Source organism: Pantoea sp. MT58, assembly GCF_014495885.1.
Lineage (GTDB): Bacteria > Pseudomonadota > Gammaproteobacteria > Enterobacterales > Enterobacteriaceae > Pantoea > Pantoea eucalypti.
Genome location: NZ_CP061083.1, coordinates 696,056 through 708,809 on the forward strand (window position 1 = coordinate 696,056; position 12,754 = coordinate 708,809).

Sequence of the window (12,754 nt, forward strand, 5' to 3'; positions counted from 1 at the left end):
TTATCAGGAGAAAGAAATGTCAGACGAGAGTGTGGTTAATCCGGTGAAAATAACGGCGACCAAAGGCAGTTATGTGTCGTTAATTTTTGCCATTCTGTTTTTTTCAGGGCTGTTTTATCACGTCGAGGGCCTTTCATGGTTGGGTGCGTTCGACTTCACCACCCTGGGCGGCAGCTTTGGTACCATGAAAGATCCCGCCAGTAACACCTTTCTGGGCGCTGGCGGACTCAGCGCCAAAGCGGGTTTCCTGTTTGCGCTGTCGCTGACGCCCACGGTGATGCTGGCGCTGGGCGTGCTGGAAATCTTCACCCACTATGGCGCGATTCGCGCAGCGCACCGGTTGCTGACACCTTTGCTTAAACCGCTGATGGGATTACCTGGCCATTGCGGTCTGGCGTTAATCACCGACCTGCAAAGCACAGATGCGGGCGCGGCATTAACCAAAGAGATGGCTGATCAAAAGCAGATCAGCAAAAAAGAGGTGGTCGTCATGAGTGCCTGGCAATATTCCGGTGCCGGGTTAATCAATAATTACTTCGCCATCGGTTCAGCGCTGTTCGCCTCCATGACACTGCCGATTATTATTCCGCTGTTATTAATGTTTGTTCTTAAATTTGTCGGTGCGGCGATAACGCGCGCTGTGTTAAACAGTGTTTATAAAAAGGATTTCGCTGATGGAAAATAAAATCGCAACCAGCAGTAATCCCTTTGATGTGTTTGTAACCGGCGCGCGTAAAGGCTTTCACATCGCCATTCATAATCTCATGCCGAATGTGGTGATGGCGTATGTGCTGGCTGAGGTGCTGAATCTGCTCGGCATCATGCAGTTTCTCGGGCATGTTTTTGCGCCGGTGATGGGGCTGTTTGGTCTGCCGGGTGAGGCGATTACTGTGCTGCTCACCGCGTGGCTCTCATCGTCGGCAGGCACGGGTGTCGCGGTCAGCCTGCTGACCAAAGGACTGCTGACCGGTGCGGATATTACGATTCTGGCCCCGGCAATTTTCCTGATGGGATCGCAGCTGCAATATATGGGGCGGCTGCTGGGCGTGGCTGATGTGCCCAAAAAATACTGGCCGCTGCTGATGCTGGTGAGCATCATTAACGCGCTGATCGCAATGTCTGTTATGCGTCTGTTTATTCAGGAGTAACGCTGTGTCTGAGGTTTTAGAGCATTACCACTATTTGCATGAAATTCCGGAGCTGGGTTTTCAGGAGGTGAAAACCTCGGCTTATATCGCGGACCAGCTGGAGAAAGCGGGCCTGAAGGTAACGCGTAACATCAATAACACCACCGGTATTGTGGCGGAGATCGACAGCGGTGTTCCGGGTCCGGTGCTGGCACTGCGCGCGGATATGGATGCACTGGGTCACATCATTGATGGCGTGCCGTGCGCGCGTCACACCTGCGGTCACGACGGTCACTCATCGGTCGTGCTGACGGCGGCGACGGCGCTGCTGCAGGAGGGCACGGTGAAACGTGGCCGGCTGAAGATCCTGTTCCAGCCCGCCGAGGAGCTGGGTGCCGGGGCGCTGGCAATGATCGAAGGTGGCGCTCTGGATGATGTGGAGATGATTCTTGGCTTCCACCTGCGTCCGCTGGAGGAGTGTGTCGTCGGCCAGGCGGTGCCTGCGGTACTGTACTCCGCCTGCAGCACGCTCGAAGCCACCATCAAAGGCCAGCCCGCCCATGCGGCGCGTCCGCATCTGGGTGTGAATGCGCTGGATGCGGCCGTACAGGCAGTGCAGGCGGTTAACGCTATCCATCTTTCGCCCGGCCTGACCTGGAGCGTCAAAGCGACTCGCTTCCTGTGCGATGCGGGTGTCACCAACTCGGTGCCGGATGAAGCGCGCGTAGTCTGGGATCTGCGTTCGCAGGAGAACGGGCCGATGACGCTGCTGAAAGAGCAGGTTACGCGTGCCATCACTCACAGCGTGGCGGCACTGGGTGCCACTGCTGAGGTCCGCGTGCTGAAAGAGATGCCCGCCGCCGAGATTGATGATGAGGCGACGGCGGTGATCCGCGCCGCCATCGTCGAGGTGCTGGGCGAAGAGGGCGCACTGTCGACCCGCACCACACCAGGCAGCGAGGACTTTTTCTACTATCCGGTGAAGCGTCCGGGTGTGAAAGCGGGCTTCTGGGGGCTGGGTACCAACCTGACGCCAGGACTGCATCATCCTGATATGCGTTTTGATCTCAGCTCACTGGAAATTGGCGTGCAGATCTTTAAAGCCTGTGTCAGAAAGGTGCTGGGATAGAGATTAACGTTGCCCGTCTCCTTGCGGCGGGCAACGTCATTCTGTCAGGCTGGCACCCACGGTCCGGCCAGTTGGGGTTGCGGAAATCCTCCTGTGAGAATACGCAGTTCCGCATCACGTGGGGTATTGTCGCCCGCCCCCTGAATGCTGACGATATCCTGCGGGCAGGCGGAAAAGGCGACATAGCAATCCATCTCGGCGCGGAGGATGATGTAGTCTCCCGGACGCGTCACAACCGGCAGCGTTTTTAGCGTCATGCCGTCTGACTGCACCTGAATATTCATAAAGATATTAAACGACGCCAGATTGCCGTGCGGCAGCTTTACGCCCAGCGCCGCCATACTCTCAAACAGATTGTCATGGCAGTTTCGGTGCGGTTCGGTACACCCCAGAAGCTCATAACGGCGTGCATCGCATGCTGCCATAAAGGTGTCGTGTACGCCCGGCGAGGTATCTGCAACCAGCGTCAGGATAGGATGGCGCTGGCTGGTGATAAAACTGTCACCAACGTGAGGATTGAGGCGTTGGTTCCAGACGCGTGTCGCCTCCATCGACATATATTCAGTCAGGTCGTTTGCGTTATACGCCCAGCAATCCACGACCTGTGTGCCGTGCAGATTAATGACCTGCACCGCTTCGCCTTTGCGCAGTAAAACGGCTTTACCGTGACGCGCGGGGATAAGCAGCGTATCGCGCTGCGGATATTCAGCTGACATAAGATTCTCCTGACTAATGTGGCAAGGTGCGCCGGTAGCGCGTCATGCGAAATTCAATGCGGCGGGTCAGCCCGTCGAGCAGGCTGTTGAGTGCCCAGTAGCTGAGCGCTACGGTGAGGTAGATCTCCAGCGGAGCATAGGTCTCGGAGATCGCTTCCTTAGCTGCGTACATAAACTCCTGTACTGAGACGATGGAGAGCAGCGCGGAATCCTTGATCAGACCGATGAGCAACCCGACCAGCGGGGAGAGCATCTGTGGCAGCGTCTGCGGAAGTGCCACATCACGCAGTTGCTCCATCCGGCTCAGCCCGAGCACGCGACACGCCTCCCACTGACCGCGCGGCAGCGTCTCAATCGCACTGCGTATAACCTGGGCAACGTAAGGGGCGTAGTAGAGCGTCAGCGCCAGCACGCCTGCCTGCGGCGAGCTGAGGGTGATGTTATAGTCTGGCAACACGAAATAGAGCAGATAGATCACCACCAGCAACGGCAGCGCCTGGGTTAGCGCACTGTATAAACGCAACAGCTTTCGCCAGAAATGGGGAGCGCGCAGCATACCGATCGCCATAATGATGCCCCACAATAACGAGCATAATGCAGCGACGGCGCAGAGTTGCAGCGTCACCGCCATCCCCTCGCCCAGTGAGGGCAGTGCTGTAAGAATCGCCTGCCAGTCCATCATAGGCGTTTCCCTCTGAGTTCCAGCCGGCGGGCAATGCGCATCAGCGGCAGCGCGATTAACAGATAGCCCGCCGCGACCAGCAGTAATACCTGGGTTGCCTCATAGGTACGTGCGATCACAATCTGTCCGGCGTAGGTCAGTTCGGTAAGCGCCACCACCGACGCCAGTGGCGTGGTCTTGAGCAGAATAGTAAATTCGCTCACCAGCATCGGCAGGCTCGATCGCACGACCTGCGGGTTGATTACATACCACCAGGTCAGCCACCGGCTCAGTCCCAGTGTGCGTGCCGCTTCGCGCTGACCGCGCGTCACCAGGCTCTGATTCACGCGCAGAATCTCAGCCACGTAAGCGCCACTATTGAATCCAATGGCGATCACCGCCGCCAGCATGGGATGTCCACCAAGACCAAGACGTGGCAGGGTGAAAAAGACCACAAACAGCTGCACGATGGCGGGAGTGCCGCGCATCAGGCTGATATAGAGGCGGCCTGCGCAGCGCCACAACCAGAAGCGGCGCAGCTGAAGAAAACAGCCAAGCTGGCCCATCACAAGGCTAAGCAGCGCCGCCAGCAGCGTGAGTGAGAGCGTCATCAGCAGACCATGTCCCAGTTCGGGCAGGGCGCTGACCACCTGTTCATTCAGCCCCATCACCCACTAATCCTCGTTAAAATCGAAAAGATTTTCCGCAACGGCAAGGCGAAGCGGCGCAGGCTGGTCATTACCCTCAATACCGGTATTGCAGGCAGAAACGACAAACTGCATATCCATGGTGACGCGGCAGGTAATCGCGTCGCCAGCCCGGGTCAGGTTGGGTTCGGGCAGTATCTCTCCCGCCTGCGTTAGTCTGACGTGCATGAAGAGATTGATGGGGTCTGGCAGCTTCGGTGCCCGGATGCCGAGACGCGACAGCTCGCGACTGACTGCCTCCACACACCCCTCATCCTGATACCCCCGCGAGGCCAGGAAGTCGCGCGTTGAGGCGGGCAGCAGCAGGTCATGGCGCTTTACGCTATCTTTGCCCAGCACCATCATCGGGCGGCGGCGATTGTTTACCAGGCGCATGCCGGAGCCGAGCAGATAACTGTTGCTGAATACGCGGGTGTGATGAACAGAGAGCCATACCGCCGGATCCACAAGGCTGAAACCGAACAGCGATGCCACAGCGCCCGGTGCCAGCGCGCTGATGCGCAGCAGCTGGCCCCGCAGAACCTGAATCGAACCCACACTGCCCGCCGCGACGGTGAGCGGGGCGGCAACCGAACGCGGTGCATCTTCTGTAAAACCTTCACGCATAAGCAGCATGGGTGACCTCCGCAGGTTCGCTGTCATGGATCTCAATGGCGATCGGCGTGACCTGCAGGCCATTACCGGGAATGATGTCCTGAGGACAGGATGAGACGGCGCAGATGAGATCGCACAGCGCCTCGAAGACGATCCTGTCACCGGCCTGACTGTGGGGATCGGTAACTTCCATGCGGCCATCGGCCGTCACCGGGCCGTTCTGAAACAGGTTGAAGGGTTCCGGCAATGCGTAATAGGTGATGCCGTGCGCCTTCATCCCTTCCAGCAGGTTATCGACGCAGTTGCGATGGCCTTCCACACCGAAATCGACACTAAAACGGGTGCGATCGCAGGCTGGGACGTTGGCATCGTGAATACCAATGGTGTCGGAGACGATGCGCAGCAGCGGCCGATTTTCGCTGGACCAGAGTGAATCCCCCTGTCTGAAGAAAAGCGAGCGAAGATGCTGGCGGGTATGCACCGGCGAGAGTTTCTCATCATGATTCGCTGCATTCACCGCAACGAAATCGGCAGCCTGCTGGCCCTCGCTGTCGATGATGGTAATCAGCTGGCCTTTACGAACCAGAAAAGTGCGGCCGTGCCCGGCGGGTATGGTGAAAGAGAGAGGGCTCATCGCTTACTCCGCGGGAATGAAGTTGGTGGCGGGCACGGTAAAAGTGGTGCCGAGATAGTGCTTCTGCAGTGCAGCAAGTTTACCGCTCTGCTGCATGGCCAGAATATGATCACTGATTGCCTTGTTCAGGCTGAGATCCTCTTTACGCGTGGCCCAGGCCATCCACTGCGAAGGGCCCACTTCTCCGGCCTGTACTAATTTGTCGGGATACTTCTTCACGATCGGTGCCAGCACCGCAATATCATCCAGCACAAAGTCAGCGCGTTTTGTCATCAGCGTACTGACGGTTTGATCCAGGGTATCGACACTGATGATGGTAATGGGCGGTTTACCCGCTTTCTTCAGCGCCTCATTGAAGCTTTTCAGCAACTGCTCCGGCACACTGGCGCTCTTCACTGCGCCACGCAGTCCTGACAGGCGCTCAGGAGAGAGTCCGGATTTGCTGATCTTTTCGGCGTCGCTTTTACGCATCAGGACACCGTTAACGGTTTTGCTGTAGGGCACGGTAAACAGCACTTTCTTTGCGCGCTCTGCGGTGACGTTGAGTGATGATCCTTCCGCGTTAAAAGATCCTGAGATCAGACCGGGAAGAATGCCGCTGAAGGCGGTTTTCTGAAACACCAGTTTCACGCCGAGATCGTCGGCAAACGATCGCATGATGGCCACGCTGTAACCGGTGACCTCGCCATTATCACTGGTGTATTCATAGGGCGGGAAGGTCGGGTCGATGCCGACCGTGATTTTGCCGGCACTTTTAATGTCCGTTAGCGTATCAGCCTGCGCCGCACTGACGGCAAGCAGTGCGGCGATGAGCAGTGCAATTTTTTTCATTATGGTGGTCCCTGGTATGGGTGATGGTCACCTGTACCTGAGCAGTTTTTGTGCCACGTTGTAACAGTGATGAAGCAGATGGCTGATGCGCTACCTGCTTTTGTAAACAGAATCAGTGAGAAACATGAGTTTCATATAATGATATTTATTTTTCTTTTGTTTCTGTGAGGAGGTTAAGAGGGCTGGCACGCCGGACAGCGGCGCACCTTTACAGGGCGTCAGATGAACAAAAATGCGTCAGCGTAGCGCACTATTCCAGCTCGTCGAGTTGCTGGTGCAGCACCTCAATTGCGGCAAGGCGTTCGCTACCGGCCTTACCTGAATGGCGTGCTACCAGCGAGCAAAGCAGATTACAGACGCCGGAGAGCGCCACCGTGCTGTCAAAAATCAGAGTGCTATCGGTATGGCAGCGCAGTGTCCAGCACGCGTGGCGTGCAGGTTTTCCCGCCAGCGCATCGGAGAGATAGAGCATGGGAACCTGCTGCACGCTGAGTGCTGCCATTGCCGTATCCAGCGCGGGCATACGGCGGCGGAGACCGACGCAGATTGCCATATCCTGCGGGCCGAGCGTCGCAAGCTGTTCGGCCAGAGAATCGCCCGCGCGTGGTAGTAGCGTAACGCCGGGATGAACGTGCAGCAGATTGCGATAAATCAGGGCAGCAATAGTCTGACTGTGACGCCAGCCCAGCACCACGATGCGGCGCGCCTGCGCTATCGCCTCAACGCACGCCTGTAGTGTTTCCCCATCCAGCGAGCGGAAGGTATTGACCAGATTGGCAATCTCTTTTTCAAGATGCTGCTGCATCAGGCTGTCGAGTGGGGAAGCGCTGACGCCGGAGTGCAGATAAAGTGGCGATCCGCTGTTCTGCATCTCGCGCGCCTGACGACGCGCCGCCTCGTAGCTTTCATAGCCGAGATGACGAAAAAAACGGGTAGCGGTGGCTTTGGAGACACCTGCGCTCTGCGCCAGTTCTGTGGCTGTATTCATCGCCAGCTGGCCGGGAGCCGCGAGCAGCACCTCCGCCAGCCGTTGTTCGTGAAGGGAAAGCTCATCCCAGTATTGTCGAATACGGCCCTCGAGGGGGACCGGTTTGGCGCTCATGGGGGATTCCCTGAAAATGAAAAACCTTATCCTGCACAGTGTGTGCCGGGTTGTCATCTGTTTTGACCTTTGCGCGCAGGCAGGCAACAATTTCCTCCGCCGCTGTTCGCCGCCGCGCGCAAAATATTGTATGCTATGCCGCCTTAAAGCTGACCAGGTAACCGGACTTCACGCCAATGTAACGTCGCGCTGACCCGCCAACGATAAAAGATCGTTTTTGGCACCGTTTACCCGCCGGTAAGGTTCTGCCGGCCACCGTGATTTATCAGCAGCGCCAGTACGTTGCGCTGCCTATTGAGAAGAATTCCATGTCTAATCCCTTTTTAGAAGAGGTGGCACGCCGCCGCACCTTCGCGATCATTTCGCACCCGGATGCCGGTAAAACCACCATTACCGAAAAAGTGTTGCTGTTCGGACAGGCTATCCAGACCGCCGGTACCGTAAAAGGCCGTGGCTCTAACCAGCACGCCAAGTCGGACTGGATGGAGATGGAGAAACAGCGTGGTATCTCCATTACCACCTCGGTGATGCAGTTCCCTTACCGTGATAGCCTGGTAAACCTGCTGGATACCCCAGGTCACGAAGACTTCTCGGAAGATACCTATCGTACGCTGACCGCCGTTGACTGCTGTCTGATGGTGATTGATGCCGCGAAAGGCGTCGAGGATCGTACCCGTAAGCTGATGGAAGTCACCCGTCTGCGCGATACGCCGATCCTGACCTTTATGAACAAACTTGACCGTGATATCCGCGATCCAATGGAAGTGCTGGATGAGGTGGAAAGCGAGCTGAAAATTGCCTGCGCACCGATCACCTGGCCTATCGGCTGCGGCAAGCTGTTCAAAGGGGTTTATCACCTCTACAAAGATGAGACCTATCTCTACCAGACCGGTAAAGGCCACACCATTCAGGATGTCCGCATCGTGAAGGGGCTGGATAATCCGGATCTCGACACTGCCGTCGGTGAAGAGCTGGCCGCACAGCTGCGTGAAGAGCTGGAGCTGGTGCAGGGCGCCTCGCACGAATTTGAGCAGGAAGCTTTCCTGAGCGGCAAACTCTCACCTGTCTTCTTCGGCACCGCGCTGGGTAACTTTGGCGTTGACCATATGCTGGACGGACTGGTTGAGTGGGCGCCACGTCCTATGCCGCGTGACACCGACACCCGCACGGTAGAAGCGAAAGAAGAGAAGTTCAGCGGCTTCGTGTTTAAGATCCAGGCCAATATGGACCCGAAACACCGCGACCGTGTGGCCTTTATGCGTGTGGTCTCCGGTAAATATGAAAAAGGGATGAAGCTGCGTCAGGTGCGTACCGGCAAAGATGTGGTGATCTCAGACGCCCTGACCTTTATGGCGGGCGACCGTTCACACGTTGAGGAAGCCTATCCCGGCGATATCATTGGTCTGCACAACCACGGCACGATTCAGATTGGCGACACCTTCACGCAGGGTGAGAACATGAAGTTCACCGGTATTCCGAACTTCGCGCCAGAACTGTTCCGTCGTATTCGTCTGCGCGATCCACTGAAGCAGAAACAGCTGCTGAAAGGGCTGGTTCAGCTGTCGGAAGAGGGTGCCGTGCAGGTGTTCCGTCCGGTGCATAACAACGATCTGATTGTTGGCGCGGTCGGGGTACTGCAGTTCGATGTGGTAGTGGCACGTCTGAAAAGCGAATATAACGTTGAAGCCATTTACGAAGCGATTAACGTCTCAACGGCGCGCTGGGTTGAATGCGACGATGCTAAAAAGTTTGATGACTTCCAGCGTAAGAATGAAGTTAACCTGGCGCTTGATGGCGGTGATAATTTGACTTATATCGCACCAACCATGGTTAATCTTAATATTACTCAGGAACGTTATCCTGACGTCCGTTTCCGCAAAACGCGCGAGCACTAATCGCCTGTTTCCGGGCCATTCCAGCTGGGAATGGCCCTGTTTTCCCCCTTCCAGACTCCTCCTAAAAACCCTGTTTTTCTTCTGTTTTGACGTGTGATCAACCAGTTAGCCAGGCAAATTGCAAAATGCCGTCTATGATTACTCTATCGGACGGCGGAAGAGACTTCTCTTGTCCTTACGTCCTGTTACGCAGCGGCCTTTGTTGCCTCTGTTTCGCCCACAGTTTTGGGTGAGTTAACTGATAGAAGGAAGATATCGATGAACAAGACTAAGATTGCTAAAACCCTGATGGCCGCCATGATTGGCTCAGCACTGATCAGCGGCAGCGCACTGGCTGACGAATCAATGTCGCAGAAAGCGTCACAGACAGCCGACAGCGCGGGTTCGAAAATCGATAGTTCTATGAAAAAAGTCGATGGTTATATGGATGACAGCGGCATCACTGCCAAAGCTAAAGCAGCGCTGGTAGATGACGACGCAATTAAAAGCACGGATATCTCGGTAAAAACGCATAGCGGCGTCGTGACCTTAAGCGGTTTCGTCACCTCACAGGACCAGGCTGAAAAAGCGGTCGCTGTGGTGCAGAAAATCGAAGGTGTTAAATCCGTCAGCGACAAACTACACGTCAGAGACAGCAAATCATCTTCAGTGAAAGGTTATGCCGGTGATGCCGCAACGACCAGCGAAATTAAAGCTAAGCTATTAGCAGATGACATTGTTCCGTCGCGCAACGTAAAAGTTGAAACTACCGACGGTGTTGTTCAGCTTTCAGGGCATGTTGCTAATCAGGCACAGTCAGATCGTGCAGAAAGCATCGCTAAAGCCATTGAAGGCGTGAAAAGCGTTAAGAATGACCTGACGGTTAAATCTTAATAGCTAACGTGTGGCCGCTCAGGTGGCCACACGAATAAAAGATACCCATCCGGGGATAAACTAAGCAGTTCGATTTTTAAATAGGGTAAGGAGAGGCTTATGTTTCGTTGGGGCATTATTTTTCTGGTGATCGCACTGATCGCTGCAGCATTAGGTTTTGGCGGTTTAGCGGGCACAGCAGCATGGGCAGCTAAAGTTGTCTTCGTCGTTGGTATTATCCTGTTCCTCATCAGCCTGTTTACCGGCCGTAAAAAGCTTTAGCCGATGAGTTCTGCAGTCTAATGCAACGCAAAGCATAGAGCGGAGACCAGTCATCTGTAGCGACTGACGTGAAGAGAGGGACACTTTCACATCGCTGCAAGGTAAGCCAGCACCGCTGGCCTGCCGGTTAAAGGAATAGTTGACTGGTTCTCCGGCATGCTGCCGTCATAAACGGATCGATCCTCCAGCATACCCGGAACCCTTTTTGAGGTTCGCACAGTGGGTATACGCATTCCTGTTACACTCGGCGCCATTGAACCTCTGGCCCTGACACCCTTTAAATCTCAGAAAATTGCGTTGGTGTGTGAAGGCGGCGGTCAGCGCGGCATTTTCACCGCAGGCGTTTTAGACGAATTCCAGCGCGCCCGATTTAATCCCTTTCATCTGATGCTCGGTACCTCTGCCGGTGCGCAAAATCTCTCAGCCTTTGTCTGTGGCCAGCATGGGTATGCCCGTCGTGTCATTACCCGATACACAACCAGTAAACTCTTTTTTGATCCGCTGCGCTTTGTGCGTGGGGGCAATCTGATCGATCTCGACTGGCTGATCGATATCACCCGCAGTGAATTCCCGCTGGCGATGAGCAGTGCGGAACCGTTGTTCTCCAGCGGCCGTGAGTTCTATATGTGCGCCTGCCGCAGCGATGACTATACGCCCGGTTATTTTAATCCCACGGCGGATAACTGGCTGGATCTGATTAAAGCCTCCAGTGCCATTCCCGGTTTTTACCGGCTGGGCGTCAATCTGGAAGGGATCAGTTATCACGATGGCGGCATCAGCGATGCCATTCCGGTGCGTGAAGCCGCCCGACGCGGAGCCGATACGATTGTGGTGATTCGCACCGTGCCGTCGCAGATGTTCTATACCCCGAAATGGTTTAAGCGCATGGAGCGCTGGCTCAGCACCGGCGCGCTGCAGCCGATGATTAACGTCCTGAATAAGCATGAGCAGAGCTATCGGGAAATTCAGCAGTTTATTGAGAATCCCCCCGATGATTTACGCATCATTGAAATTTTCCCGCCCCACGTACTGGCCAGCAGTGCGCTGGGCAGCAGCATCGCGGCACTGAATCAGGATTACCATCTGGGACGGCGCTGTGGTCGCTATTTCCTCGCTACGCTGGGCCAGTGGCTGAGTGATGCAGAACCGATGGTCTCAGCGCGGGTCGTTACGCCGCCTGCGCCGGTCGCCAATGCGCCCGATACCCGGTTGATCATCACACCTCCGCTGGCGGACAATGATGCGGATTACGACAAAGGATCGCTGGCATGAGGTTTATCGACACGCACTGTCACTTCGACTTTCCACCGTTCGAAGGGGATATCGCCGCCAGTCTGGCGCGCGCCGCTGAGGCGGGCGTGGAGAAGATCATCATCCCGGCGATTGATGCCAGCCGTTTTGAACGGGTCTGTGCGCTGGCCGCAGCACATCCGCCGCTGTACGCGGCGCTGGGCCTGCATCCGATTGTCATCGAACATCATCAGAACGCCCATCTCGATCAGCTGGAAACCTTACTGCAACAGCGGCCGCGTAAACTGGTGGCGATCGGTGAGATCGGGCTGGATCTCTATCGCGACGATCCGCATTTTGATAAGCAGCAGCGCTTTCTTGAATCACAGCTTAAGCTGGCAAAGCGTTATGCGTTGCCGGTGATCCTGCATTCGCGCCGGACCCATGACAAACTGGCACAGATTCTGCGTCGTCACGATCTGCCGCGCCGTGGTGTGGTGCACGGTTTCGCTGGCAGCCTGCAACAGGCACAGGCCTTTATTAAGCTGGGTTATGCGATTGGCGTTGGCGGAACCATTACCTATGAACGCGCCAGCAAGACCCGTCAGACCGTGGCGCAACTGCCGCTCTCTTCGCTTTTGCTGGAAACCGATGCACCCGATATGCCGCTGCAGGGTTTCCAGGGCCAGCCAAACCGTCCGGAACGGGCGCGTCAGGTGTGGCAAGTGCTCTGCAGCCTGCGCAATGAGTCACCTGAAGAGATTGCCGATGCGCTGTGGCACAACAGCCAGCAGCTGTTTCAGCTCGATCCCGCTTTCCCGGCGCTGCGTAACTGACTGTCCGCCTTTCGCCTGAACGCGACCCCTTGCGCTAAAATGTGATAATAGTAACATTACACCGGCTGGCGTATAATCGTCCTCAGGTAGTGTAATTTGCGATTTCAGTCACGTTTCATGTGGCAGGATTGCACCATTTTCTTATTCCAATGTGACTG

General features: G+C 55.9%; 15 protein-coding genes. 8 read left to right on the forward strand and 7 right to left on the reverse strand.

What is annotated here, in order from left to right; all coding sequences use genetic code 11:
- Positions 1-16 precede the first annotated feature (16 nt).
- The 3 genes from IAI47_RS03325 to IAI47_RS03335 are packed head-to-tail and all read left to right on the forward strand — an operon-like array spanning position 17 to position 2,256.
- Positions 17-685, forward strand: a complete 669-nt coding sequence (locus IAI47_RS03325) for a nucleoside recognition domain-containing protein (RefSeq protein ID WP_008925716.1) — start codon at positions 17-19, stop codon at positions 683-685.
- A complete protein-coding gene (locus IAI47_RS03330; RefSeq protein ID WP_003848518.1) occupies positions 675-1,148 on the forward strand; it encodes a YjiG family protein in 474 nt (157 codons plus the stop codon). Before IAI47_RS03325 ends, IAI47_RS03330 begins: the two co-directional genes overlap by 11 nt.
- A 4-nt stretch (positions 1,149-1,152) precedes the next feature.
- Complete coding sequence (locus IAI47_RS03335; protein WP_008925715.1) at positions 1,153-2,256, forward strand: M20 peptidase aminoacylase family protein; 1,104 nt, start codon at positions 1,153-1,155, stop codon at positions 2,254-2,256.
- A gap of 44 nt (positions 2,257-2,300) precedes the next feature.
- Here the strand turns inward: IAI47_RS03335 and IAI47_RS03340 are convergent, their stop codons facing one another.
- The 7 genes from IAI47_RS03340 to IAI47_RS03370 all read right to left on the reverse strand — a co-directional run bounded on the left by IAI47_RS03340 (position 2,301) and on the right by IAI47_RS03370 (position 7,501).
- Positions 2,301-2,972: a DUF1989 domain-containing protein gene (locus IAI47_RS03340; RefSeq protein WP_008925714.1), complete on the reverse strand. Its 672-nt coding sequence runs from the start codon at positions 2,970-2,972 to the stop codon at positions 2,301-2,303.
- Between the two features lie 13 nt (positions 2,973-2,985).
- Positions 2,986-3,651, reverse strand: coding sequence for an amino acid ABC transporter permease (locus IAI47_RS03345; protein WP_033743155.1), 666 nt, complete (start codon positions 3,649-3,651; stop codon positions 2,986-2,988).
- The gene (locus IAI47_RS03350) at positions 3,651-4,301 is read right to left on the reverse strand and encodes an amino acid ABC transporter permease (RefSeq protein ID WP_003848526.1); all 651 of its coding nucleotides are present in this window, start codon (positions 4,299-4,301) and stop codon (positions 3,651-3,653) included. The genes IAI47_RS03345 and IAI47_RS03350 overlap by 1 nt, the downstream gene beginning before the upstream one ends.
- 6 nt (positions 4,302-4,307) lie before the next feature.
- Entirely contained in the window at positions 4,308-4,955 is a 648-nt protein-coding gene (locus tag IAI47_RS03355) for an urea carboxylase-associated family protein (protein ID WP_008925712.1), read from the reverse strand.
- Positions 4,939-5,568 carry a DUF1989 domain-containing protein gene (locus IAI47_RS03360; RefSeq protein ID WP_008925711.1) on the reverse strand — a complete coding sequence of 210 codons (630 nt, stop codon included), beginning with the start codon at positions 5,566-5,568 and terminating at the stop codon, positions 4,939-4,941. Before IAI47_RS03360 ends, IAI47_RS03355 begins: the two co-directional genes overlap by 17 nt.
- A 3-nt stretch (positions 5,569-5,571) precedes the next feature.
- Positions 5,572-6,399, reverse strand: a complete 828-nt coding sequence (locus IAI47_RS03365; RefSeq protein ID WP_008925710.1) for a transporter substrate-binding domain-containing protein — start codon at positions 6,397-6,399, stop codon at positions 5,572-5,574.
- A 250-nt stretch (positions 6,400-6,649) separates the two neighbouring features.
- Positions 6,650-7,501 carry a MurR/RpiR family transcriptional regulator gene (locus IAI47_RS03370; RefSeq protein ID WP_008925709.1) on the reverse strand — a complete coding sequence of 284 codons (852 nt, stop codon included), beginning with the start codon at positions 7,499-7,501 and terminating at the stop codon, positions 6,650-6,652.
- A 308-nt stretch (positions 7,502-7,809) separates the two neighbouring features.
- On the opposite strand from IAI47_RS03370, the gene prfC reads away from it, so the two are divergent.
- From prfC to IAI47_RS03395, 5 genes are all read left to right on the forward strand, one after another.
- The gene (gene prfC / locus IAI47_RS03375; protein WP_008925708.1) at positions 7,810-9,396 is read left to right on the forward strand and encodes a peptide chain release factor 3; all 1,587 of its coding nucleotides are present in this window, start codon (positions 7,810-7,812) and stop codon (positions 9,394-9,396) included.
- A gap of 258 nt (positions 9,397-9,654) precedes the next feature.
- Complete coding sequence (gene osmY / locus IAI47_RS03380) at positions 9,655-10,269, forward strand: molecular chaperone OsmY (RefSeq protein WP_003848532.1); 615 nt, start codon at positions 9,655-9,657, stop codon at positions 10,267-10,269.
- 99 nt (positions 10,270-10,368) lie between these two features.
- Entirely contained in the window at positions 10,369-10,530 is a 162-nt protein-coding gene (locus IAI47_RS03385) for a DUF1328 domain-containing protein (protein WP_003848537.1), read from the forward strand.
- Between the two features lie 219 nt (positions 10,531-10,749).
- Positions 10,750-11,802, forward strand: coding sequence for a patatin family protein (locus IAI47_RS03390; protein ID WP_008925707.1), 1,053 nt, complete (start codon positions 10,750-10,752; stop codon positions 11,800-11,802).
- The gene (locus tag IAI47_RS03395) at positions 11,799-12,596 is read left to right on the forward strand and encodes a metal-dependent hydrolase (RefSeq protein WP_008925706.1); all 798 of its coding nucleotides are present in this window, start codon (positions 11,799-11,801) and stop codon (positions 12,594-12,596) included. The genes IAI47_RS03390 and IAI47_RS03395 overlap by 4 nt, the downstream gene beginning before the upstream one ends.
- Positions 12,597-12,754: the final 158 nt, after the last annotated feature.